Raw genomic sequence first — 22817 nt, forward strand, 5'->3', positions numbered from 1 at the left:
ACACCTGTGGAACAAGGAGACAGACATGAATAATAAGGGCTCCAGCCTGACCCCGGCTCAGGCACTGGAAAAACTCGACGCGCTGTACGAACAGTCCGTCAATGCGCTGCGCAGCGCCATCAGTGAGTACATCGAAACAGGGAAACTTCTCGACGAAAAGGCCAGAACCCAGGGCCTTTTTGTTTATCCATCGCTCTCTGTCACCTGGGACGGCAGCGCCAGTACCACGCCAAAGACCCGTGCCTACGCGCGTTTTACCCACTCCGGCTGCTACAGCACCACCGTGACCCGCCCTGGGTTATTCCGTCCTTATCTTGAGGAGCAACTCACTCTGCTCTATCAGGATTACGGCGCACACATTGCCGTTGAGCCATCACAGCATGAAATCCCCTATCCGTACGTGATTGACGGTTCGGCGTTAACGCTCGATCGCTCCATGAGCGCAGGGCTGACGCGCCATTTCCCGACGACCGAGCTGTCGCAGATTGGCGATGAGACCGCCGACGGCATTTATCATCCGGCAGAGTTTTCCCCCTTGTCGCATTTTGACGCCCGCCGTGTGGATTTCTCCCTGGCGCGCCTGCGTCACTACACCGGGACGCCAGCCGAGCATTTCCAGCCGTTCGTGCTGTTTACCAACTACACCCGCTATGTTGACGAATTTGTCCGCTGGGGCTGTAGCCAAATCCTTGACCCGGAGAGCCCTTATATCGCCCTCTCCTGCGCCGGCGGGATCTGGATCACCGCTGAAACCGAAGCGCCTGAGCAGGCTATCTCCGATCTGGCATGGAAGAAGCACCAGATGCCAGCCTGGCACCTGATCACCGCCGACGGCCAGGGCATTACGCTTATCAACATCGGTGTGGGTCCGTCAAACGCCAAGACCATCTGCGACCATCTGGCGGTGCTGCGCCCGGACGTCTGGCTGATGATTGGTCATTGCGGTGGGTTGCGTGAAAGCCAGCTGATTGGCGACTACGTGCTGGCCCACGCCTACCTGCGTGATGACCACGTGCTTGACGCCGTGCTCCCGCCGGACATCCCGATCCCAAGCATTGCCGAAGTGCAGCGCGCGCTGTACGACGCCACCAAAGAGGTGAGCGGCATGCCGGGTGAAGAGGTCAAACAGCGTCTGCGTACCGGCACGGTAGTCACGACAGATGACCGTAACTGGGAGCTGCGTTATTCCGCCTCTGCCCTGCGCTTCAATCTGAGCCGCGCGGTGGCGATTGATATGGAAAGCGCCACCATTGCCGCTCAGGGTTATCGCTTCCGTGTGCCTTACGGCACGCTGCTATGCGTTTCCGATAAACCGCTGCACGGTGAAATCAAGCTACCGGGACAGGCAAACCGGTTCTACGAAGGGGCAATCTCCGAACACCTGCAAATTGGCATTCGCGCCATTGATTTGCTGCGGGCGGAAGGTGACCGGCTGCACTCACGCAAGCTGCGTACCTTTAACGAACCGCCTTTCCGCTGATAACAATAAGGAAAAATAATGCACACCCCATCACCGTTATCGGCCCTGCGTCAGTGGTTACAGGAAAATAAGCTCGACGGGATGATCGTCCCGCGCGCAGATGCCTGGCAGAGCGAATACTGCGCGCCGTATGATGAAAAACTGGCCTGGCTGACCGGCTTCGATGGCTCGGCGGGGCTGGCACTGGTGCTAAAAGACAAAGCCCTGCTTTTTGTCGATGGCCGCTATCAGGTTCAGGCCCGCGTGCAGGTCAATATGGATGAAGTAGAGATCCACCATCTGCACAACGAGCCGCTGGCACAATGGCTGACGGCCAACGTTGAAGCTGGCACCCGTATTGGTTTTGAAGCACTGCTGATGACCAATGCCGATTATGAGACGCTATCTGCGACACCGTGTGAAATGGTGCCGCTTAACCAGTCACCGTTTGATACGTTATGGACCGATCGCCCTGCCGCTCCGGCGGGGCTTATCCGCGAGATGCCCGTTGAAATCAGTGGTGAAAGTAGCGCAGATAAACGTCAGCGCGTCGCCGCCGTGCTGGCCGCCAACAATGCCGATTATCTGGCCGTGACCCTGCCGGATAACATCGCCTGGCTGCTTAACGTGCGCGGTTCAGATATTCCCACCAGCCCGGTTCCGCTCTCTTTTGCCCTGCTCAGTCGGGACGGTAGCGTTGAGTGGTTCGTTAACGACAATAAGCTAAGCAACCTGCCTGATAGCGTGCGAAACGCTTTTACCATTGCGCCGCAGGATGCCTTTATTGAACGCTGCCAGCGCCTTTCTCACGGTAAACAGGTGATGGTAGATGCCGATTCAGCGCCGGTGGCTCTGCGTTTTGCCATTGAGCCACACGGTGACATTCTCTGGCGCACCGACCCCATCACGCTGATGAAGGCCAATAAAAATCCGGTAGAACTGGCGGGTTACCGGGAGTGCCATCATCAGGACGGTGCCGCGTGGGTCAATTTCCTGGCCTGGCTGAGCCGTGAAGTGCCCGCACGTGCGGCAGCAGGTCAGCCGCTGACCGAGCTGGAGGCCCAGGCACAGCAACTCGCGTTTCGCGAGCAGCAGCCTGGCTTTATTGAGCAGAGTTTTGCGACCATTTCGGCCTCGTCCAGCAATGCGGCGATGTGCCACTACCACTCAAGCGAAGCCAGCAACAAACCCATCGGCCATGACCATTTTTATCTGAATGATTCTGGTGGTCAGTACCATAATGGTACCACTGACGCCACACGCACCCTGGCGTGGGGCAAGGTCAGCCCACCGCAGCGCTTACACTACACCGCCGTGCTGAAAGGTTTTCTGTCGCTGATTACCCTGCAGTTTCCGTCCGGTACCCAGGGGCATCAGCTGGATGCCTTCGCGCGTCGGCCGCTGTGGGAGATGGGGCTGGATTTCGATCACGGAACGGGCCATGGCGTGGGTCATCAGTTGCTTATCCATGAGAACCCGCATCGCATCGCTAAAAAGGTCAACCCATGGCCGCTGGTGGCGGGCAATATTATGACTATCGAGCCGGGATACTATCTGGCGGATAGCCATGGGATCCGCATTGAAAATCAGGTGGAGATTGTGGAAAGCTCTCCAGGATTCTGCAAATTTGCCTCGTTGACGCTGATCCCAATCGACCTCAGCCAGGTCGAACTCAATCTGTTAAACGAGCAGGAAAAGCAGTGGCTGGATGAGTATCATCAGCAGGTGCGCGAAGCGCTGTCCCCGCTGGTGGAGAGCGACGCGCGTCCGTGGCTGGTGGAGGCGACGGCACCGATTCGTGTGAAACATTAGTGCGGTTTATTGCCGGGTGGCGGCTTCGCCTTACCCGGCCTACTCGTCCGTAGGCCCGGTAAGCGCAGCGCCACCGGGCAATTTTTACCTGCTGCACAAAAGCAAAAAGCCTGCTTTAAAAGCAGGCTTTTCAAATTTGGCTCCTCTGACTGGACTCGAACCAGTGACATACGGATTAACAGTCCGCCGTTCTACCGACTGAACTACAGAGGAATCGTGTGAACGGGGCGCATATTATCGATGCTACCCGGTGTTGTCAAAGGCAGAATGCAGATTTCCGATCGTTTGCCGATTTATTCAACATTTCGCACATTTGTCAGGCATTGTGCCGCGGATATTTCCAGAGCCAGCGCCCACTTACCATACGCCAGTAGAACAATGCCCCACGCACGGCCCAGTCAAGGAACATCCCCAGCCAGACCCCGACGACCCCCATACCGAGCATGACCCCCAGCGTATAACCCGCTACCACGCGGCAACCCCACATGCCGAGCATAGAGACCCACATCGCAAAGCGGGCATCGCGTGCCCCTTTTAACCCGGCAGGCAGTACCCAGGACGCCGCCCAGATCGGCATAAATGCCGCGTTGAGCCAAATCAGGATCTTAACGACCTCTTTAACATCATCTTCGTGGGTATAGAACGAGGCCATCAGCCCGGCAAAGGGCGCGCTCCCCCACGCAATTATCGTCAGACCAATGGTCGACAGCCAGAAGACATGGCGCAGTTGGCGCTCCGCCTGCCCTATCTGTCCTTTGCCGAGCCGTTTACCGGTGATGATGGTGGAGGCCGACCCGAGGGCGTTACCCGGCAGGTTAATCAGCGAGGCGATGGAGAAGGCAATAAAGTTACCGGCAATCACATCTGTCCCCATACCGGCAACAAACATCTGGGTAAGCAGTTTACCGCCGTTGAACAGTACCGACTCGATACTGGCAGGAATACCAATCCCCATCACTTCCCAGATAATGGCGAAGTTAAAGGGTCGGAAGTAGCTTTTTAACGTGAGGCGCAGCGATGGCGTGATCCCCGCCATCAACACCCCGAGGATGGCTGCCGCACCAATGTAGCGGGAGATTGTCAGCCCCAGCCCTGCGCCAACAAACCCCATTCCCTCCCAGGAGAAAACACCGTAGATCAGGACGCTACTGATCATGATATTCAGGATGTTCATTCCGCCGTTGATCAGCAGTGGAATTTTTGTGTTGCCCGCCCCGCGCAGCGCGCCGCTACCGATCAGCGCGATAGCCGCAGCAGGATAGCTTAAGACCGTCATTTCCAGATAGGTCAGCGCCAGATCCTTAACTTCATTCGTCGCTTCACCCGCGACAAAGTCGATAATCTCTTTGCCGAAATAGTGGATCACCGCCGCCAGGATGATCGAAAAGAGGGTCATGATCATCAGCGACTGCCGGGCGGCTTCGCGGGCACGCTTCGGATCCAGCTTGCCCAGGCTAAAGGCCACCACCACCGTGGTCCCAAGATCGATAGCGGCAAAGAAAGACATCACCACCATGTTAAAACTGTCCGCCAGCCCGACCCCGGCCATCGCCTCTTTACCCAGCCAGCTCACCAGGAAGGTGCTCAACACCCCCATCAGCAGAACGCAGGTATTCTCCAGAAAAATAGGTACAGCAAGCGGGGTGATTTCACGCCAGAACAGAACACGATAGCTTTTACGTTTTGCATACCATGGCGTGCGCATAATCGCCTGGCGGAGAGTGGCAGTAACGTTCAAAATGGACCTTAGCGAGAAAAGTTGAAACTCCATTTCAAATGATGGGGGAGAAAAGCTCATCCTGCAAAGTATTTTCCATAAAAAGATGTCTGGATTTGCAACAAACTGATGACAGAATCGGCAATCGATCGCTAATCACTAAGATCAGGTTTGACAAAAGTTTTTTCGCCGCTAAGATAAGCCTCCACAACGATTCCTCTGTAGTTCAGTCGGTAGAACGGCGGACTGTTAATCCGTATGTCACTGGTTCGAGTCCAGTCAGAGGAGCCACATTCTGAAAAGCCCGCTTTTAAAGCGGGCTTTTTGCTTTTCTGGTGAGGAAAAATGGACTCTTTGTTTGTCTACGGTACGTTACGCCCGGGCCATTCAAATGCACGTATTCTCGAAAGCATCGGCGGTGAATGGCAGGCCGGTTTTGTCACCGGGACATTTTATGCGCGTGGCTGGGGCGCTGCGGCAGATTTTCCGGGTATCGTGCTGCACGCCGATGGCCCACGCGTTGAGGGTTATCTGTTTATCTCCAGTAACCTTGAGGCACACTGGCCGATGCTGGATGAATTTGAAGACGGCTACGATCGGGTCGAGGTCATGGTGACCACCGCCGAAGGTGACCAGGTTAAGGCCTGGATCTATCAGCTTCAGCCGCGCTCTGCGTAATAAAAAAGGCTCTCTGTCACCAGAGAGCCTTTTTTGCAATCAGCAGCGATTATTCGCTTTTGGCTTCAGCGTTTTTGATTTCGCCCATCACTTTCAGCTTTTTGGAGATGTCACGGCGCTCTTTAGACAGCTCAGCGTTTTTGATGATGTAGTCATCAACGCGGTCTTCGTAGTCGCTCTTCATGCTGGCGATGATGCCCTGAATAGCTTCAACGCTCATACCTGGCTTAATGTAGTCGCTCAGGTTATCCAGCAGCAGAACACGTTTCTGGTTGTCACGGATCTTCTTCTCAACGTCCTGGATTTCACGCTGCAGTTTGTTTTTGCGGCGGAACAGGCGGACGAATTCCAGAACATCCTGGAACGAAGGCTTGGTAGTTTCCATTTTTACACCCCTGATAATGTGAGATTCGGATTCGTTAAAGCAACCGTTGTACCAATAACCTTACTGACAGCGGCTGCGAATGACAATGAGTATATCGTTTAAAACTATCATAACCCCAATTGATGCTGAATCGAAGCAGCAGCCGTCACATATGGCGATAGCTGCTCTTTATTTGCGCAGTGCGCGGCAAATGAGATGCGACAGCAACTCAAGCTGACGCGCCAGTTCCATGCTCAGCCAGACGTAACCATGGATTGGGGTTTCCGCTACGTTATCGCCCTGTCGCTCGTTGATCAGCTGTTTCAGTTCGGCAACGATCTCATTCAGACGCTCGCTGTTTGCGAGGATGGGCTGCGGGTTACCTTCATAAAGGGCATGAGCGATGGTCAGAAGGGTTTGCTGCGTCATCTGCTGCGTCTCCTTCAGCGTCTGCGCGTTCAGCATTAACAGATGGCTGGGGCGCGAGGCCCAGTGCGCGTTGATTTGCAATTCAAGCATGCAGACCAGATTACGGCTCACGGTCTGGATAGCTTCGAAAATCGATTTCTGAATATGGGTCTCTTTACTGGCAGGAGTAATCAGACCGCGCATTTTGACCACGTCATTAAGGATCTGCTGAAGGTGCTTCTCCAGCCGGGGACGTTCGACAAGATTAGGTGAAAAACCGGCCTGGTAGACGCGGTTAAAGGCGGTGACGTAGTTTGCCATCTGAATGCGCCAGTGCAGGAAAGCGCGCTGCGGCCAGATACCGGTGAAAAGCATCGCCAGCAGTGAACCAAGGATAACATCCCCGCTTCGCCACAGTGCCGTGGTCATATCACCCGCTGGCGCGCCGACCACCACCGCGAGGGTGATACCAATCAGCAGTGCCTGATAGGGCTTTTTACCCAGCGCCAGCCAGCCGCAGAGGAACATGGCGACACCGCACCAGGCCAACATCACCGGGAATGAAATAAGCTCCAGCTTAAGGGCAATCAACCCAAGGGCTGAGCCAAAAACCGTACCGCCAATGCGCTCGAAAGCACGCGGGACAACGTTCCCCCAGAACGAGATAGGCCCCATGACGACCACCAGCGTGATCAGCGGCCACGTTCCTTCAGGAACATCCAGTAAACGGACCAGCACAAACGTCAGAACGAATGCCAGCGCGATACGGCCCCCATGAACCACGCGGTAGTGTTTATACAACCGAATTTCAAAAGACGTTAATGATTTGTCGGGACGCACACCCGCTCTCCAGCTACACGGCAAATCACAATTGTACTGTGTTTTCAGCCGGGCGGATCACACCCGGCTGAAAAACCCTGCATTTAACAGGACTACCCCGCTTTATGCTCTACGGCGATAAACATTTCGATGTCCCAGTACCCGTCGGCGTTGCCATCATTGAGATAGCGCTCGAAGCACGGTTTCAGAGCCATCTGGAATTTGTTGTCCTGCAAAAGGGAGTTAAAGAACTGGTACCACGGCGTGGCGAAGTCGTAGTTTTCAACACGTGCTTTCGCGACGGCGTAATCTCCGGCCGCAATTTCCGTCATAATCACCCCTTCGCTGTTTTCCGGGATAACGAAATCATCCAGTACCGTAACGGCCGTATCGCAGCGCAATTTTTCTGCCGGGACTTCGTCCGGGTTATCGTAATAAACCGCAACCCACTCCAGCGGCTGAATGTGTCGGCCATCGACCCACATGACGAGCTGTTCAAAGCCCTGTTTTACCGTGTGTTCCCATGGCCCGACCAGGTGAAAACCGGCAATCTTACGTTTCTTTTCCTGCCTGATGCTGTAGTCCATACTGCCTCCGTTTATCACTGTATATTTATACACTATAAAGCAGAATTTCTATAATCGGCAATCGAGGAGTGTTTATTATGTGAGCAGACTCGCAACCCTGCCAGTCTGCCCAGAAAGGTTAGATTTTGTGGTGCAGATAATCACTCAGACGGGAGAAAAGGCCACCTTTATCAACACGCTCCAGTGTCACCAGCGGCCAGTGAGCGACCACTTTATCGCGGTCGTATAACTGGATCTCGCCTACCCGCTGATGGGCGGCTATCGGCGCTTCCAGCTCTTTTGTATCCAGCACGTATTTTGCCTTGATGTTCGGTACTTCTGCTTTCGGTAATGCCAGCCAGAAATCCTGGTCGGTGCCCAGGTTCACCTGTTCCTTATCGCCGTACCAGATCCGCTCGGTGCCCACTTTTTTACCGTTGTGCAGGATCTGCACGGTATCAAAATTCTGTTGTCCCCAGTGCAGCAGTTTACGGGCCTGCTCCTCACGCCCTTTCGGACTGTCTGCCCCCATCACCACGGCGATCAAGCGACGCTGGCCGTCCACCGCGGAAGCAATCAGGTTAAATCCGGCCCCTGACGTGTGCCCCGTTTTCAGACCATCCACGTTCATGGTCTTATCCCAGAGCAGACCGTTACGGTTTTGCTGCGTGATCCCATTCCAGGTCAGGCTCTTTTCGCTGTACATGTGGTAAAACTCAGGCTCGCCGTGGATGATGGCCCTGGACAGCACGGCCAGATCATACGCAGAGCTGTGCTGGCCTGGGGCATCCAGACCATGAACAGTTTCGAAGTGCGTATCGCGCAGATTCAGCTTTTGCACATAGTCGTTCATCATCTTCACGAACTGCGGCTGACCACCGGCCACATGATCCGCCAACGCCACACAGGCGTCGTTACCGGAATCAACAATCAGACCGCGGCTGAGGTCGCGCACAGAAACGCGGTCACCCTCTTTCAGGAACATCAGTGACGAACCGTCAAAGACAGGGTTACCTTTTGCCCACGCGTCGCGCCCGACGGTGACAATGTCATCCGGGGAAATGCGGTGGCTATCAATAGCGCGGTCAACAACGTAGCCGGTCATCAGCTTGGTGAGACTCGCCGGGTTGCGTTGTTGATGTTCGTTGCCCGCCGTTAAGATTTGACCCGTAGTGTAATCCATCAGTACCCAGGAGCCGGCCTGAATGGCCGGAGGCTGCGGCGAAAAATCCAGCGGATCGGCCGCAAAAGCAGATGAGACACTCGAAGCGAGTAAAGAAACAGCAATAAACAGACGGCGTTTCAACGGTATATCCTCAGGTCATTAAAAATCGATGACCTTTTTACGGGAGTTCTGGTGTCGTTACCTGGCTTAATTGCAAAAAAATGTGACAGGAAGCATGTTTTTCCCGGAACCACGCTCGCAAATTTGCGGTGTGACGGCGCTTTTTATTCGGTCTGTCCCTCACGATCGTTTACCATAGTGACGTCACTTTTTAACAGGATGGTATTACTGGTGTCTGACTCTGCCGCACGCCCGACTTTTTTATTCCATGACTACGAAACCTTTGGCACCCACCCGGCGCTGGACCGACCGGCGCAGTTTGCCGCCATCCGTACTGACGACGAATTCAATATTATTGGTGAGCCAGAGGTCTTTTACTGCAAACCTGCCGATGACTACCTGCCGCAGCCCGGCGCGGTCATGGTCACGGGGATAACGCCCCAGGAAGCGCGGGAAAAAGGCGTTAACGAGGCAGAGTTCGCCCGCCGTATCCACGATCTGTTCACCGTTCCCCATACCTGCGTGGTCGGGTATAACAATATCCGTTTCGATGATGAAGTGACGCGCAACATCTTCTACCGCAACTTCTACGATCCCTACGCCTGGAGCTGGCAGAACCGCAATTCGCGCTGGGATTTGCTGGATATCATGCGTGCCTGTTATGCCCTGCGCCCGGAGGGGATTAACTGGCCAGAGAACGAAGACGGATTGCCAAGCTTCCGGCTGGAGCACCTGACGCGCGCCAACGGCATTGAGCACAGTAATGCCCACGACGCGATGGCCGACGTCTACGCCACCATTGCCATGGCGAAGCTCGTCAAAACCGCACAACCACGCCTGTTTGAGTATCTGTTGAGTCATCGCAGTAAGCAGAAACTGTTGACGCTGATTGATGTGCCGCAGATGAAACCGCTGGTGCATATCTCCGGCATGTTTGGTGCCTGGCGCGGCAACACCAGCTGGGTGGCACCGCTGGCCTGGCATCCGGATAACCGTAACGCGGTCATCATGGTGGATTTAGCCGGGGATATCTCCCCGCTGCTGGAGCTCGACAGCGATACCTTGCGTGAGCGCCTCTATACCCCTAAAGATGCGCTGGGAGACCTGCCCGCGGTGCCGGTCAAACTGGTGCATATCAATAAATGTCCCGTACTGGCGCAGGCCAATACGCTGCGCCCGGAAGATGCTGACAGGCTCGGGATCAACCGCCAGCACTGCCTGGATAACCTTAAAATACTGCGCGAAAATCCGCAGGTGCGCGAGAAAGTCGTCGCCATATTTGCCGAAGCCGAGCCATTCGTGCCGTCCGAAAACGTGGATGCGCAGCTGTATAACGGCTTCTTCAGCGATGCCGACCGTGCTGCGATGAACATCGTCCTGCAAACCGAACCGCGTAACCTGCCCGCGCTGGACATCACCTTTGCGGATAAACGCATTGAGAAATTGATGTTTAACTACCGCGCGCGTAACTATCCCGGCACGCTGGATGAAGCTGAGCAGGAACGCTGGCTGCAGCATCGTCGTAATGTGTTTACGCCTGAATATCTGCACGGCTATGCGCAGGAGCTGGAGATGCTTTACGGCCAATACGAAGGGAATGAAGAGAAGCAGGCGCTACTAAAAGCACTGTTCAAGTACGTACAAGAGATAGTCTGAAATTCAGGGATAAAAAAACCGGAGGCGATAGTCTCCGGTTTTTTTTGCCCGGTGGCACTGCGCTTACGCGGGCCTACGGGTTTTGTCGGTCGGGTAAGCGTAGCCGCCACCCGACACGGTATTACGCAACGTCTTCGTACTGAGGAACCGGGTTACGGAAGCTCTTCGTCACGCAGGCCAGGTAAACCAGACCAATACCACCCCAGATCAGCCCCAGAATCATAGAGCTCTCTTCCAGGTTAATCCACAATGCACCGACCGTCAGCGCACCGCACATTGGCAGAACCAGGTAATTGAAGTGGTCTTTCAGCGTTTTGTTGCGCTTCTCACGGATCCAGAACTGCGAGATCACGGAGAGGTTAACGAAGGTAAAGGCCACCAGCGCACCAAAGTTAATCAGTGCCGTTGCTGTTACCAGGTCAAATTTAATGGCCATCAGGGCGATTGCGCCCACCAGCAATACGTTCCACGCCGGAGTACGCCATTTCGGATGAACGTAGCCGAAGAAACGGGTTGGGAACACACCGTCACGACCCATTACATACATCAGGCGAGAAACACCTGCATGCGCAGCCATACCAGAAGCCAGAACGGTAACGCTGGAGAAGATCAGTACGCCCCACTGGAAGGTTTTCCCTGCTACATACAGCATGATTTCAGGCTGTGAAGCATCCGGCTCTTTGAAACGAGAGATATCCGGGAAGTAGAGCTGCAGGAAGTAGGAGGCACCAATGAAGATCATGCCACCAATCAACGCAGTCAGGAAAATGGCTCGTGGGATCACGCGTTCTGCATCTTTGGTCTCTTCAGACAGAGAAGAGATACCGTCGAAGCCCAGGAATGAGAAGCACAGAATAGTCGCACCGGTGATCATCGGCACCACATGTGCCCCTTCAGACCAGAACGGACGAGAGCTGACCAGCGTGCCCGCGCCTTCACCGTGAGAAACACCGTAAATGATCAAACCCACAATAACCGCAACAATACCCATTTGCAGAATAACAATCAGGGTGTTGAAGTTCGCCACGGTCTTAATGCTGCGCAGGTTAGAAATGGTCATAAAGGCCACTAACGCAACAACAAAGAGCCACGACGGTACGGAAGGTACCAGCGCTTCGAAGTAAATTTTTGCCAGCAGAATGTTGATCATCGGCATGAACAGGTAGTCCAGCAGCGATGACCAGCCCACCATAAAGCCAACCGCCGGGCTAATGGATTTCTGGGCATAGGTGTAGGCAGAGCCTGCAGACGGGAAACGGCGAACCAGTTTACCGTAGCTCAGCGCTGTAAAGAGAATAGCGACCAGTGCAAAGGCATACGCCGTTGCCACGTGACCGTCAGTAAGGCCTGATACGATACCGAATGTATCGAACAGCGTCATTGGTTGCATATAGGCAAGGCCCATCATAACAACCGGAATCAACGTAAGTGTTTTACGTAATTCCACGCGAGAGGTGTTTGGAGTTGCGTTATGCGACATAGTTATTCTCCTTTACGGTGATAACCGCCACGTAAGCGAAAAATTGCCCCATTTCTTTCTTCCTCAGCGACAACAACTGTCGGATTTTAGTAAATATCTATCCGGTACGAAGCCCGGCCTCTTGGTTTTTAGTTTCGTTTCATACATGCAAAAAAAAATAACCGACGCCTTTTATATCGTCGATTATTCCTTTGGTTGCTGCGGCGCATTTTGCCCCACATCAGATACAAAACGCAATACTTTACAAAGGCATTGTAAATATTCCTGCGCTAACTGGCTGATTTGTGGACGCTGCTCTGCGTATAGACAGCGGCGATAGCACTATTTGCTAAAATTTCGTCCCGCCACCAGGCGCTGGCTAACCCCGCCGTTTGTTCATTCCAGCCAACCCAGACAGATTCATTACTGCTTTGAGCCAGGACCTGTTTTTCAATCAGCGCGCCGCTATCAAGAAATCGCTGCGCCAGATAGCGAGGTAAATAGCCGCAACCCAGCCCACTAATTTGCAATTCCAGCTTGGTTTTAAAATCAAAAACGGTAATGGCCTCCTGCTCATCAAGCAGCTGCGACGATACGGCACATTCCGGCCGCGAGCTGTCGCCCACCACAATGGCACGGTAACCTTTAATAACGCGCCGGTTAATGGGCTCAGGCTCCCGGGCCAGCGGATGATGCGGAGCAACCGCGAAAACTTGCTCAAGTATCCCGAGGCGAGCAAACCCAAAATCGCTCAGTTGAGGAGGTTCATGTAATGCGCCGACGATGATATCCGCCCTCCCCTGAACCAAGGCCTCCCAGGAGCCGCCCAGTACACCATTAATAAAAATCAGCCGGGTCACGCTGTGGCGCTGATAAAACGCTTCAATTAGCGGCGTCAGCAGGGAAAACGGAAAAGTATCGTCAACGCCAATCACCAGTTCATTTTCCCAGCCCTGATGAAGTTTGATGGCCTGTTTTTCCAGTTCGCGGACGGTGTGTAGCACTTCACGCCCTTTTTCCAGAAGCATTTGTCCGGTGCGGGTAAAGCGGGCCCGGTGGCCAGAGCGATCGAGGATCTGGATATTCAGATCGCTTTCCAGTTTATGAACCGTGTAGCTCAGCGCTGAAGGGGTTTTGTAGAGCTTCGCTGAGGCAGCCGCAAAGCTGCCTTCTTTTTCCAGTGCATCCAGAATAATGAGAACATCCAGCAGCGGTTTCATGTTCGCCCCCTTCCGGTGTGCGATAGATTCCGCCGGAGGACTTATGCCATGGGCATCACCAGCGGATCAGGATACTGATACTCAAAACCCAGCTCATGACAAATGCGGTTGCCATCGACAATTTTGCCTTTGCTTTCGTCCTTTGTCTCACCAAAAACGGGTGGCGCCAGACCCAACTGACGCGCCATCAGCGGGTAAAATGTGCTTCGCGCAGGATGAGAGGGTGCACATATATTATAGATGTGCCCGCCCTTTGGAGCCTGTAAGAGGAGCTCAATAGCCCCGACAACATCGTCTAAATGCACCAGATTCACCACGTGTTGCCCATCGGGGGCAGACTTACCGGCAAAAAAGCGTCCCGGGTGTCGCCCAGGGCCAACCAGCCCCGCCAGACGCAGGATATCAACCTGCGTTCCCGGCAGGTTGTGCAGCCAGTCTTCCAGCTCTTTCAACACTTTTCCGCTCGCGGTAACAGGACGGCGCTCGGTAGTCTCCTTCACCACACCTTCAACATCACCGTAGACCGAGGTTGAGCTGGTAAAAATAATACGCGGCACATCGTGTGCCAGCGCGCTGTCGACAATCTCCTGCATCGCCTGCAGATAGAATGATTCGCCCGGGCCGCTGCGACGCGCGGGAAGCGTAATGACCAGCGCATCCACATTCATCAGCGTGTCCAGATCGTCAGTATCACACACCAATTCTGGTTCAAGACGCAGCTCGACGCCATCAATACCGCACATGCGCGCCGCCTCCACGCCATCCGCCGTGGTTTTGCTCCCGGTCACATGCCAGCCTTTCGCGGCTAATGACATCGCCAGCGGCATTCCCAGCCATCCTAAACCGACAATCGCGACCTTTTTCATGTGAATTCTCCTGACTCTCACTCGTCTCTCATAAGGCTACGCCAGCGCAGCAGAACACACAATTCATAGCATCAATATGAAATGAATTAATGATCAAAAAAAGCCCTTGCAATGTGTCATACAACTGGTTTAGGTTAAAAGACATCAAATGAATAAGCATTCATCGAGAATTTATATGACACGCGTTCAATTTAAACACCACCATCATCACCATCATCCTGACTAGTCTTTCAGGCGATGTGTGCTGGAAGACGTTTGGATCTTCCAGTGGTGCATGAACGCATGAAAAAGCCCCCGGAAGATCTTCTTCCGGGGGCTTTTTTTTGGACCAAATTCAGACAGATTAAAACAGGTTAACGAGGAACACAGAATGTTAGATAACTCACGTTTACGCATAGCTATTCAAAAATCAGGCCGTTTGAGTGATGATTCACGCGAACTGCTGGCCCGCTGCGGGATTAAAATCAACCTGCACACCCAGCGCCTGATTGCCCTGGCTGAAAACATGCCCATCGACATTCTGCGCGTGCGTGATGACGATATCCCAGGCCTGGTGATGGACGGTGTCGTTGACCTTGGCATCATCGGTGAAAACGTGCTGGAAGAAGAGCTCCTGACCCGTCGCGCTCAGGGTGAAGATCCGCGTTACTTCACCCTGCGTCGCCTGGACTTCGGCGGCTGCCGCCTGTCGCTGGCAACACCGGTTGATGAAGCCTGGGATGGCCCGGCCGCGCTGAACGGCAAACGCATCGCTACCTCCTACCCTCACCTGTTAAAACGCTATCTGGATCAGAAAGGCGTGCAGTTTAAATCCTGTCTGCTGAATGGTTCTGTTGAAGTCGCGCCGCGTGCGGGCCTGGCGGATGCCATTTGCGACCTCGTCTCCACCGGTGCCACCCTGGAAGCGAACGGCCTGCGCGAAGTAGAAGTGATCTACCGCTCCAAAGCGTGCCTGATCCAGCGTGACGGCGAAATGGCTGACGCCAAGCAGCAGTTGATCGACAAACTGCTGACCCGTATCCAGGGCGTGATTCAGGCCCGTGAATCCAAATACATCATGATGCATGCACCAACCGAACGTCTGGACGAAGTGATCGCCCTGCTGCCAGGTGCTGAGCGCCCTACCATTCTGCCACTGGCGGGCGATCAGCAGCGTGTGGCGATGCACATGGTCAGTAGCGAAACGCTGTTCTGGGAAACCATGGAAAAACTGAAGGCACTGGGCGCAAGCTCCATTCTGGTGCTGCCAATTGAGAAGATGATGGAGTAATTGCCATGAGCTTTAACACTATCATTACCTGGAATGAGTGTACTGACGAACAGCAGCGCGAGCTGTTAATGCGCCCGGCCATCAGCGCCTCCGAAAGCATCACCCGTACCGTGACGGAGATCCTGAATAACGTCAAAACCCGTGGCGATAAAGCGCTGCGGGAATACAGTGCAAAGTTTGATAAAACGGAAGTTGATGCATTAAAGGTTACCGAACAGGAAATCATTGATGCCAGTAATCGTCTGGGTGATGACATCAAACAGGCGATGGCCGTCGCAGTGAAAAACATCGAGACCTTCCACGTCGCGCAGAAATTGCAGACCGTTGATGTGGAAACGCTGCCGGGCGTGCGATGCCAGCAGGTGACCCGTCCCGTCGCCTCGGTGGGTCTCTACATCCCTGGCGGCTCCGCCCCGCTGTTCTCAACCGTATTAATGTTGGCCACCCCGGCGCGTATTGCAGGTTGCCAGAAAGTGGTGCTCTGCTCTCCACCACCGATTGCCGATGAAATTCTCTATGCTGCAAAACTCTGCGGCGTGCAGGAAGTGTTTAAAGTCGGCGGCGCACAGGCGATTTCTGCCCTCGCGTTTGGCACAGAATCTATCCCGAAGGTCGACAAAATATTTGGCCCGGGTAACGCCTTTGTCACCGAAGCCAAGCGCCAGGTCAGCCAGCGTCTTGATGGCGCGGCCATTGATATGCCGGCGGGTCCGTCGGAAGTGCTGGTGATTGCCGACAGCGGCGCCACGCCGGATTTTGTGGCGTCTGACCTGTTATCCCAGGCGGAACACGGCCCGGATTCGCAGGTGATTTTACTGACGCCAGATGCCGATATGGCCAAACGCGTGGGTGAAGCCGTAGAGCGTCAGCTTGCCGATTTACCCCGCGCCGATACGGCACGCCAGGCGTTATCCGCCAGCCGCCTGATTGTGGCGCGCGATCTTGACCAGTGCATCGCTATCTCCAACCAGTACGGCCCGGAGCACCTGATTATTCAGACCCGCAACGCGCGCGACCTGGTCGACAGCATCACCAGTGCAGGTTCGGTTTTCCTCGGCGACTGGTCCCCGGAGTCCGCGGGCGACTACGCCTCCGGCACCAACCACGTTCTGCCGACGTATGGTTACACCTCGACCTGTTCCAGCCTGGGTCTGGCCGATTTCCAGAAACGCATGACTGTGCAGGAACTCTCCCGTGAAGGGTTTGCCTCGCTGGCGTCCACCATTGAGACGCTGGCCGCCGCCGAGCGCCTTACCGCCCACAAAAACGCCGTTACGCTGCGCGTTGCAGCCCTGAAGGAGCAAGCATGAACATTGAAGAATTAGCGCGGGAAAATGTCCGTCGACTGACGCCTTATCAGTCTGCTCGTCGCCTGGGCGGCAACGGTGATGTCTGGCTGAACGCCAACGAATTCCCGACAGCGGTACAGTTTGAGCTGTCGCAGCAGACGCTGAACCGTTATCCGGAGTGCCAGCCAAAAGCAGTGATTGAAAACTATGCGCAATATGCGGGCGTGAAGCCGGAGCAGGTGCTGGTCAGCCGCGGGGCGGATGAAGGCATTGAGCTGTTGATCCGCGCGTTCTGCGAGCCGGGTAAAGATGCGGTGATGTATTGCCAGCCTACCTACGGCATGTACAGCGTCAGCGCGGAAACCTTTGGCGTGGCGTGCCGTAACGTGCTCTCCCTGGAGAACTGGCAGCTGGACCTGCAGGGAATTGCCGACAATCTGGACGGCGTGAAGGTGGTCTTTGTCTGTAGCCCCAACAACCCGACCGGGCAAATTATCAACCCTCAGGATATCCGTACCCTGCTGGAGATGACCCGCGGCAAAGCACTGGTGGTCGCCGACGAAGCCTATATTGAGTTCTGCCCTCAGGCGACGCTGGCCGGCTGGCTGGAAGAGTACCCACACCTGGTGGTGCTGCGTACGCTGTCGAAAGCCTTTGCGCTCGCAGGTCTGCGCTGCGGGTTTACGCTGGCCAATAAAGCGGTGATCGACCTGCTGCTGAAAGTGATCGCCCCCTATCCGCTTTCTACTCCCGTGGCTGACATTGCCGCTCAGGCCCTGACCCCGCAAGGGATCAATGCGATGCGTGAGCGTGTGGCGCAAATCCTGGAAGAACGACAGTACCTGGTGACCGCCCTGAAAGCGATCCCTTGCGTAGAGCAGGTGTTCGACTCTGAAACCAACTACCTCCTGGTTCGCTTTACCGCCTCCAGTGCCGTATTTAAATCTTTATGGGATCAGGGCATTATCTTACGTGATCAAAATAAACAACCTTCTCTGAGCGGCTGCCTGCGTATTACCGTAGGTACCCATGCAGAGAGCCAGCGCGTGATTGACGCACTGAAAGCGGAGAAAGTATGAGCCAGAAGATCCTCTTTATCGACCGAGACGGCACCCTGATTTCGGAGCCACCAACCGATTTTCAGGTCGATCGTTTCGACAAACTGGCTTTTGAACCAGACGTGATCCCGGTGCTGCTGAAACTGCAGAAAGCCGGATATAAGCTGGTGATGATCACCAACCAGGACGGTCTGGGTACCGACAGCTTCCCGCAGGCCGACTTTGACGGCCCGCATAATCTGATGATGCAGGTACTCACCTCTCAGGGGGTGGTATTTGATGAGGTGCTGATTTGCCCACACCTGCCTGCCGATGCGTGCGACTGCCGCAAGCCGAAGGTGAAACTGGTAGAGCGCTATCTGCTGGAAGATGTCCTGGATAAAGCTAACAGCTACGTTATTGGCGATCGCGCCACCGACATTACGCTTGCCGAAAATATGGGCATCGCCGGGCTGCGCTACAACCGCGACGAACTCAACTGGGTGAAGATTGGCGAGCAGCTCACCAAACGTGACCGCTACTCGCACGTAGAACGCAACACCAAAGAGACACAGATTGACGTGAAGGTGTGGCTGGATCGCGAAGGCGGCAGCAAGATCCACACCGGGGTGGGTTTCTTCGACCACATGCTGGATCAGATTGCCACCCACGGCGGCTTCCGCATGGAGATTACGGTTAAAGGCGATCTCTACATTGACGATCACCACACCGTTGAAGACACCGGTCTGGCGCTGGGCGAAGCGCTGAAGCTGGCCCTGGGCGACAAACGTGGCATCAACCGTTTTGGGTTTGTTCTGCCAATGGATGAGTGCCTGGCGCGCTGTGCGATGGATATCTCCGGTCGTCCTCACCTGGAATATAAAGCCGATTTCACCTACCAGCGCGTGGGCGATCTCAGCACCGAAATGGTGGAGCACTTCTTCCGCTCATTGTCCTACACCATGGGCCTGACGCTACACCTGAAGACCAAAGGCAAGAACGACCACCACCGAGTGGAGAGCCTGTTCAAGGCCTTTGGCCGTACCCTGCGCCAGGCAATTCGTGTGGAAGGTGACGCCCTGCCCTCATCAAAAGGAGTGCTGTAATGAATGTGGTGATTCTGGATACCGGATGCGCCAACCTGAACTCCGTGAAATCGGCCATTGCGCGCCACGGCTACGAGCCGATGGTGAGCCGCGACCCGGACGTCGTGCTGCGCGCAGACAAACTCTTCCTGCCTGGTGTAGGCACCGCGCAGGCGGCGATGGATCAGATCCACGAGCGTGAACTGGTCGATCTCATCAAAGCCTGTACCCAGCCAGTGCTCGGGATTTGCCTGGGTATGCAACTGCTCGGCCGTCGTAGTGAAGAGAGCAACGGCGTCGAACTGCTGGGTATTATTGAAGAAGACGTGCCAAAAATGGCCGATCACGGTTTACCACTGCCACATATGGGCTGGAACCGCGTTTATGCGAAAGCGGGTGACAGACTGTTTCGCGGCATTGAGGATGGCGCTTACTTCTACTTCGTGCACAGCTACGCCATGCCGGTGAATCCCTACACCATCGCCCAGTGCAATTATGGCGAGGCGTTTACCGCGGCAGTGCAGAAAGATAACTTCTTCGGCGTGCAGTTTCACCCGGAACGTTCGGGTGCCGCAGGCGCTCAGCTGCTGAAAAACTTCCTGGAGATGTGATGATTATTCCCGCTTTAGACTTAATTGACGGCACGGTTGTTCGTCTTCATCAGGGTGATTACGGCCAGCAGCGCGACTACGGTAACGATCCGCTGCCCCGCCTGCAGGATTATGCCGCTCAGGGTGCGCAGGTGCTGCACCTGGTGGATTTAACGGGCGCAAAAGATCCGGCAAAACGCCAGATCCCACTGTTAAAAAAACTGGTAGCGGGCGTGGATGTCCCCGTACAGGTTGGTGGCGGTGTGCGCACGGAAGATGACGTTGCGGCACTGCTGGACGCGGGCGTGGCGCGCGTGGTGGTCGGCTCGACGGCGGTCAAAGACCCCGACACGGTGAAAGGCTGGTTCCGCCGCTTTGGTGCCGACGCGCTGGTGCTGGCCCTGGATGTCCGTATCGACGAACAGGGCAATAAGCAGGTAGCGGTCAGCGGCTGGCAGGAGAATTCTGGCGTTACCCTGGAGGAGCTGGTGGATATTTATCTGCCCGTTGGCCTGAAGCACGTGTTGTGCACCGATATCTCCCGCGACGGCACGCTGGCAGGCTCTAACGTTTCTTTATATCAAGAAGTTTGCGCCCGCTATCCGCAGGTGGCGTTTCAGTCCTCTGGCGGCATAGGTGATATTAACGACATCGCCGCACTGCGCGGAACCGGCGTGAAGGGTGTGATTGTGGGCCGGGCCCTGCTTGAAGGAAAATTTACTGTGACGGAGGCGATTCAATGCTGGCAAAACGGATAATCCCTTGCCTGGACGTACGTGACGGCCAGGTCGTAAAAGGCGTGCAGTTCCGCAACCACGAGATCATCGGCGACATCGTCCCACTGGCAAAACGCTATGCCGATGAAGGTGCAGACGAACTGGTATTTTATGATATCACCGCCTCCAGCGATGGCCGCGTGGTGGACAAAAGCTGGGTCGCGCGCGTCGCAGAAGTCATTGATATTCCGTTCTGCGTGGCGGGCGGGATTAAGTCTGCAGAAGATGCGGCGAAAATCCTCTCCTTTGGTGCCGACAAAATTTCAATCAACTCCCCTGCGCTGGCCGACCCGGAGTTGATTACCCGTCTGGCCGATCGCTTTGGCGTGCAGTGTATTGTTGTCGGGATCGACACCTGGTATGACGCGGCCACCGGCAAGTATCACGTCAACCAGTATACCGGCGACGAAAGCCGTACCCGCGTGACCCAATGGGAGACGCTGGACTGGGTTCAGGAAGTGCAGAAACGTGGCGCAGGCGAAATCGTGTTGAACATGATGAACCAGGACGGCGTGCGTAACGGTTACGATCTGGAACAGCTGAAAAAAGTGCGTGCGGTTTGTCACGTACCGCTGATCGCTTCCGGCGGCGCGGGCACTATGGAACACTTCCTGGAAGCCTTCCGCGATGCGAACGTTGACGGCGCGCTGGCGGCTTCCGTGTTCCACAAACAGATTATCAATATTGGTGAGTTAAAAACGTACCTGGCCGACCAGGGCGTGGAGATCAGGGTATGTTAACAGAGCAACAACAGGCGCAGCTGGACTGGGAAAAAACTGACGGATTACTGCCCGTGGTTGTCCAGCATGCCGTTTCCGGTGAAGTGCTGATGCTGGGATACATGAACCAGGAGGCGCTGGCGAAAACGGTCGACAGCGGCAAAGTGACCTTCTTCTCGCGCACGAAACAGCGCCTGTGGACCAAAGGGGAAACCTCTGGCCACTTCCTGAATGTGGTTAGCATTACGCCGGATTGCGACAACGATACTCTGCTGGTTCTGGCTAACCCCATCGGTCCGACCTGCCATAAAGGTACCAGCAGCTGCTTCGGAGAGGCTAGCCACCAGTGGCTGTTCCTGTATCAACTGGAGCAGTTACTGGCTGAGCGTAAAACGGCAGATCCTTCCAGCTCGTATACGGCGAAGCTGTATGCAAGCGGCACCAAGCGTATTGCGCAGAAAGTGGGTGAAGAAGGCGTTGAGACCGCGCTGGCCGCGACGGTGCATGACCGCGAAGAGCTGACCAATGAAGCGTCTGATTTGATGTATCACCTGCTGGTGCTGCTGCAGGATCAAGAGCTGGATTTAACGGCGGTGATTGAGAATCTTCGTAAGCGGCATAAATAAAAAAACCGGGGAATTTCCCCGGTTTTTTTTTATCTGCAAGTCAGGCTTTTGGTTTGTAGTTACGCAACGCGTTGCGGCCGAGAACCACACCAGAACCGATAATCCCACCGAGCAAGACTGCCAGAATTAACGTGATGGCCTTTTTCGGGCTGTCACGTCGGATAGGAAGATCCGGCTTCATGACGTAACGATAGACATGAATGGTGTCCGGCTTCACGTTCAGCTTTTCAATATCCAGTAAGTTTTGTTTGGTCTGATAATACGCACCAGGGAAGACCAGTGGACGAGACGCTTCGTTATCAATCATCGATTTCAGCGCTTCGCTTCCCAGCAGGAACATGGTTTCCTGAGTCACGTCCTGAGTTTGCTGGATCTGCGGGGTGGTAATTTTCGCCGCTTCCGCATTCTTAAGCGCCTCAGTGATCTGTTGGATACGCAGATCTTTTTGCTCCTGAGCAACTTTCTCCTGGTTTTCAAGAGAGTCATTTAGCGTGGTAATCTGCTGCTTAATGTTATCTTTAAGATCGAGCGCAAGTTCCTTCGCAGTTTGCTCGTCTACTTGCTGAATGTATTGCGCCAGCTGCTTCTGCGCAGCTTCAGCAGATTCACCTTGATACGTGACGCTCAACGGCAACGCTTGCCCTTTAACGGTAGAATCGATGGTCAGTTTTTCTGGCATTTCCTGATTTTCAAGCGCCTGAGCTAAAGCAGAAAATGAGGAATTGAAACGACCAATGGCACGGTTTTGGATATCCTGCATTGAAGGAGCAGCACTACCATAAAGGATATTCAGTGCATTCGCGTATGTGGCAATCTGCGCCGCATCCGGCTGGGAAATGATGGCGGACGAGGTCCATTTTTCTTTTGCAACGGTGATGTAAATACCCGCAATGATGATAAAAACAGCAACAAAAGCGCCAATTACCCACTTTCCACGCCACAGTTGTAGCACTAAATCAAGTAAATCAATTTGCTCCGGACCATTACTGCTATTAACCGGAGTATTGTTGTTCTGCGTCATACAATCCCTAACAGATGAAAAAGGGCAAAAAAAGTGATGTCTACATAGTGTATCTGTTGCCAGCGATTTTTCTATCAGAATCCGATGAGTTATAT

The 22817-nt window shown here is 54.6% G+C and carries 23 protein-coding genes, 2 tRNA genes and 1 other annotated feature; of the genes, 14 read left to right on the forward strand and 11 right to left on the reverse strand.

Annotated elements, in window-relative coordinates; all coding sequences use genetic code 11:
• Nucleotides 1-25 precede the first annotated feature (25 nt).
• Nucleotides 26-1480, forward strand: a complete 1455-nt coding sequence (locus M8370_RS14605) for an AMP nucleosidase (protein WP_250021234.1) — start codon at nucleotides 26-28, stop codon at nucleotides 1478-1480.
• 18 nt (nucleotides 1481-1498) lie between these two features.
• On the forward strand, nucleotides 1499-3271 hold the full coding sequence (locus M8370_RS14610) for an aminopeptidase P family protein (RefSeq protein ID WP_250021235.1): 1773 nt from the start codon (nucleotides 1499-1501) through the stop codon (nucleotides 3269-3271).
• 137 nt (nucleotides 3272-3408) lie between these two features.
• Here the strand turns inward: M8370_RS14610 and M8370_RS14615 are convergent.
• A tRNA-Asn gene (locus M8370_RS14615) sits at nucleotides 3409-3484 on the reverse strand.
• Between the two features lie 103 nt (nucleotides 3485-3587).
• Nucleotides 3588-5042, reverse strand: coding sequence for a multidrug efflux MATE transporter EmmdR (gene emmdR / locus M8370_RS14620; protein WP_120727113.1), 1455 nt, complete (start codon nucleotides 5040-5042; stop codon nucleotides 3588-3590).
• A 161-nt stretch (nucleotides 5043-5203) separates the two neighbouring features.
• On the opposite strand from emmdR, the gene M8370_RS14625 reads away from it, so the two are divergent.
• Together M8370_RS14625 and M8370_RS14630 are read left to right on the forward strand one after the other, a co-directional pair.
• A tRNA-Asn gene (locus M8370_RS14625) sits at nucleotides 5204-5279 on the forward strand.
• 54 nt (nucleotides 5280-5333) lie between these two features.
• On the forward strand, nucleotides 5334-5666 hold the full coding sequence (locus M8370_RS14630; protein WP_246932557.1) for a gamma-glutamylcyclotransferase family protein: 333 nt from the start codon (nucleotides 5334-5336) through the stop codon (nucleotides 5664-5666).
• Nucleotides 5667-5715: 49 nt separating this feature from the next.
• Here the strand turns inward: M8370_RS14630 and M8370_RS14635 are convergent, their stop codons facing one another.
• The 4 genes from M8370_RS14635 to dacD form a co-directional block, all read right to left on the reverse strand.
• Nucleotides 5716-6051, reverse strand: coding sequence for a DUF496 family protein (locus M8370_RS14635; protein ID WP_010432067.1), 336 nt, complete (start codon nucleotides 6049-6051; stop codon nucleotides 5716-5718).
• 168 nt (nucleotides 6052-6219) lie between these two features.
• Nucleotides 6220-7278: an FUSC family protein gene (locus M8370_RS14640; RefSeq protein WP_038420080.1), complete on the reverse strand. Its 1059-nt coding sequence runs from the start codon at nucleotides 7276-7278 to the stop codon at nucleotides 6220-6222.
• A 92-nt stretch (nucleotides 7279-7370) separates the two neighbouring features.
• Nucleotides 7371-7844 (reverse strand): DNA gyrase inhibitor SbmC, encoded by a 474-nt coding sequence (gene sbmC, locus M8370_RS14645; protein WP_250021236.1) that lies wholly within the window; start codon nucleotides 7842-7844, stop codon nucleotides 7371-7373.
• Between the two features lie 118 nt (nucleotides 7845-7962).
• Nucleotides 7963-9135: a serine-type D-Ala-D-Ala carboxypeptidase DacD gene (gene dacD / locus M8370_RS14650; protein ID WP_150057752.1), complete on the reverse strand. Its 1173-nt coding sequence runs from the start codon at nucleotides 9133-9135 to the stop codon at nucleotides 7963-7965.
• A gap of 192 nt (nucleotides 9136-9327) precedes the next feature.
• Between dacD and sbcB the strand changes: the two genes are divergently transcribed.
• Nucleotides 9328-10764 (forward strand): exodeoxyribonuclease I, encoded by a 1437-nt coding sequence (sbcB, locus tag M8370_RS14655; RefSeq protein ID WP_409244227.1) that lies wholly within the window; start codon nucleotides 9328-9330, stop codon nucleotides 10762-10764.
• A gap of 121 nt (nucleotides 10765-10885) precedes the next feature.
• On the opposite strand, the gene M8370_RS14660 is transcribed toward sbcB, so the two are convergent.
• The 4 genes from M8370_RS14660 to M8370_RS14675 all read right to left on the reverse strand — a co-directional run bounded on the left by M8370_RS14660 (nucleotide 10886) and on the right by M8370_RS14675 (nucleotide 14309).
• The gene (locus tag M8370_RS14660) at nucleotides 10886-12244 is read right to left on the reverse strand and encodes an APC family permease (RefSeq protein ID WP_013097840.1); all 1359 of its coding nucleotides are present in this window, start codon (nucleotides 12242-12244) and stop codon (nucleotides 10886-10888) included.
• Nucleotides 12234-12296: a membrane protein YoeI gene (gene yoeI, locus M8370_RS14665; protein ID WP_099458931.1), complete on the reverse strand. Its 63-nt coding sequence runs from the start codon at nucleotides 12294-12296 to the stop codon at nucleotides 12234-12236. Before yoeI ends, M8370_RS14660 begins: the two co-directional genes overlap by 11 nt.
• 217 nt (nucleotides 12297-12513) lie before the next feature.
• Nucleotides 12514-13443: a LysR substrate-binding domain-containing protein gene (locus tag M8370_RS14670; protein WP_013097841.1), complete on the reverse strand. Its 930-nt coding sequence runs from the start codon at nucleotides 13441-13443 to the stop codon at nucleotides 12514-12516.
• A gap of 41 nt (nucleotides 13444-13484) precedes the next feature.
• A complete protein-coding gene (locus tag M8370_RS14675) occupies nucleotides 13485-14309 on the reverse strand; it encodes an SDR family oxidoreductase (RefSeq protein ID WP_013097842.1) in 825 nt (274 codons plus the stop codon).
• Between the two features lie 175 nt (nucleotides 14310-14484).
• On the opposite strand from M8370_RS14675, the gene hisL reads away from it, so the two are divergent.
• From hisL to hisIE, 9 genes are all read left to right on the forward strand, one after another.
• A complete protein-coding gene (gene hisL / locus M8370_RS14680; protein WP_001364200.1) occupies nucleotides 14485-14535 on the forward strand; it encodes a his operon leader peptide in 51 nt (16 codons plus the stop codon).
• Nucleotides 14511-14634: a sequence feature (His leader region), on the forward strand. Its footprint overlaps the gene before it by 25 nt.
• A gap of 45 nt (nucleotides 14635-14679) precedes the next feature.
• A complete protein-coding gene (gene hisG / locus M8370_RS14685; protein ID WP_000886595.1) occupies nucleotides 14680-15579 on the forward strand; it encodes an ATP phosphoribosyltransferase in 900 nt (299 codons plus the stop codon).
• A gap of 5 nt (nucleotides 15580-15584) precedes the next feature.
• Nucleotides 15585-16889, forward strand: coding sequence for a histidinol dehydrogenase (gene hisD, locus M8370_RS14690; RefSeq protein WP_038979609.1), 1305 nt, complete (start codon nucleotides 15585-15587; stop codon nucleotides 16887-16889).
• On the forward strand, nucleotides 16886-17947 hold the full coding sequence (gene hisC, locus M8370_RS14695; RefSeq protein WP_108452943.1) for a histidinol-phosphate transaminase: 1062 nt from the start codon (nucleotides 16886-16888) through the stop codon (nucleotides 17945-17947). The genes hisD and hisC overlap by 4 nt, the downstream gene beginning before the upstream one ends.
• Nucleotides 17944-19011 carry a bifunctional histidinol-phosphatase/imidazoleglycerol-phosphate dehydratase HisB gene (hisB, locus tag M8370_RS14700; RefSeq protein ID WP_047024631.1) on the forward strand — a complete coding sequence of 356 codons (1068 nt, stop codon included), beginning with the start codon at nucleotides 17944-17946 and terminating at the stop codon, nucleotides 19009-19011. The genes hisC and hisB overlap by 4 nt, the downstream gene beginning before the upstream one ends.
• The gene (gene hisH, locus M8370_RS14705) at nucleotides 19011-19601 is read left to right on the forward strand and encodes an imidazole glycerol phosphate synthase subunit HisH (RefSeq protein WP_250021237.1); all 591 of its coding nucleotides are present in this window, start codon (nucleotides 19011-19013) and stop codon (nucleotides 19599-19601) included. Before hisB ends, hisH begins: the two co-directional genes overlap by 1 nt.
• Nucleotides 19601-20338, forward strand: coding sequence for a 1-(5-phosphoribosyl)-5-[(5-phosphoribosylamino)methylideneamino]imidazole-4-carboxamide isomerase (gene hisA, locus M8370_RS14710; protein WP_023620901.1), 738 nt, complete (start codon nucleotides 19601-19603; stop codon nucleotides 20336-20338). Before hisH ends, hisA begins: the two co-directional genes overlap by 1 nt.
• On the forward strand, nucleotides 20320-21096 hold the full coding sequence (gene hisF, locus M8370_RS14715; RefSeq protein WP_013097847.1) for an imidazole glycerol phosphate synthase subunit HisF: 777 nt from the start codon (nucleotides 20320-20322) through the stop codon (nucleotides 21094-21096). Before hisA ends, hisF begins: the two co-directional genes overlap by 19 nt.
• Nucleotides 21090-21701, forward strand: coding sequence for a bifunctional phosphoribosyl-AMP cyclohydrolase/phosphoribosyl-ATP diphosphatase HisIE (gene hisIE / locus M8370_RS14720; protein ID WP_000954830.1), 612 nt, complete (start codon nucleotides 21090-21092; stop codon nucleotides 21699-21701). The genes hisF and hisIE overlap by 7 nt, the downstream gene beginning before the upstream one ends.
• Nucleotides 21702-21741: 40 nt before the next feature.
• Here the strand turns inward: hisIE and wzzB are convergent, their stop codons facing one another.
• Nucleotides 21742-22722 (reverse strand): LPS O-antigen chain length determinant protein WzzB, encoded by a 981-nt coding sequence (gene wzzB / locus M8370_RS14725; RefSeq protein WP_013097848.1) that lies wholly within the window; start codon nucleotides 22720-22722, stop codon nucleotides 21742-21744.
• Nucleotides 22723-22817: the final 95 nt, after the last annotated feature.

It is taken from the genome of Enterobacter cloacae complex sp. OE43NF, assembly GCF_023544405.1.
Lineage (GTDB): Bacteria > Pseudomonadota > Gammaproteobacteria > Enterobacterales > Enterobacteriaceae > Enterobacter > Enterobacter cloacae.

Excerpts from the sequence above, each read along its gene's own strand:
- M8370_RS14605 (WP_250021234.1), top strand. The coding sequence starts at position 26 with ATGAATAATAAGGGCTCCAGCCTGACCCCGGCTCAGGCACTGGAAAAA.
- M8370_RS14610 (WP_250021235.1), top strand. The coding sequence starts at position 1,499 with ATGCACACCCCATCACCGTTATCGGCCCTGCGTCAGTGGTTACAGGAA.
- emmdR (WP_120727113.1), bottom strand. The coding sequence starts at position 5,042 with ATGGAGTTTCAACTTTTCTCGCTAAGGTCCATTTTGAACGTTACTGCC.
- M8370_RS14630 (WP_246932557.1), top strand. The coding sequence starts at position 5,334 with ATGGACTCTTTGTTTGTCTACGGTACGTTACGCCCGGGCCATTCAAAT.
- M8370_RS14635 (WP_010432067.1), bottom strand. The coding sequence starts at position 6,051 with ATGGAAACTACCAAGCCTTCGTTCCAGGATGTTCTGGAATTCGTCCGC.
- sbmC (WP_250021236.1), bottom strand. The coding sequence starts at position 7,844 with ATGGACTACAGCATCAGGCAGGAAAAGAAACGTAAGATTGCCGGTTTT.
- sbcB (WP_409244227.1), top strand. The coding sequence starts at position 9,328 with ATGGTATTACTGGTGTCTGACTCTGCCGCACGCCCGACTTTTTTATTC.
- M8370_RS14660 (WP_013097840.1), bottom strand. The coding sequence starts at position 12,244 with ATGTCGCATAACGCAACTCCAAACACCTCTCGCGTGGAATTACGTAAA.
- M8370_RS14670 (WP_013097841.1), bottom strand. The coding sequence starts at position 13,443 with ATGAAACCGCTGCTGGATGTTCTCATTATTCTGGATGCACTGGAAAAA.
- M8370_RS14675 (WP_013097842.1), bottom strand. The coding sequence starts at position 14,309 with ATGAAAAAGGTCGCGATTGTCGGTTTAGGATGGCTGGGAATGCCGCTG.
- hisG (WP_000886595.1), top strand. The coding sequence starts at position 14,680 with ATGTTAGATAACTCACGTTTACGCATAGCTATTCAAAAATCAGGCCGT.
- hisD (WP_038979609.1), top strand. The coding sequence starts at position 15,585 with ATGAGCTTTAACACTATCATTACCTGGAATGAGTGTACTGACGAACAG.
- hisC (WP_108452943.1), top strand. The coding sequence starts at position 16,886 with ATGAACATTGAAGAATTAGCGCGGGAAAATGTCCGTCGACTGACGCCT.
- hisB (WP_047024631.1), top strand. The coding sequence starts at position 17,944 with ATGAGCCAGAAGATCCTCTTTATCGACCGAGACGGCACCCTGATTTCG.
- hisH (WP_250021237.1), top strand. The coding sequence starts at position 19,011 with ATGAATGTGGTGATTCTGGATACCGGATGCGCCAACCTGAACTCCGTG.
- hisA (WP_023620901.1), top strand. The coding sequence starts at position 19,601 with ATGATTATTCCCGCTTTAGACTTAATTGACGGCACGGTTGTTCGTCTT.
- hisF (WP_013097847.1), top strand. The coding sequence starts at position 20,320 with ATGCTGGCAAAACGGATAATCCCTTGCCTGGACGTACGTGACGGCCAG.
- hisIE (WP_000954830.1), top strand. The coding sequence starts at position 21,090 with ATGTTAACAGAGCAACAACAGGCGCAGCTGGACTGGGAAAAAACTGAC.
- wzzB (WP_013097848.1), bottom strand. The coding sequence starts at position 22,722 with ATGACGCAGAACAACAATACTCCGGTTAATAGCAGTAATGGTCCGGAG.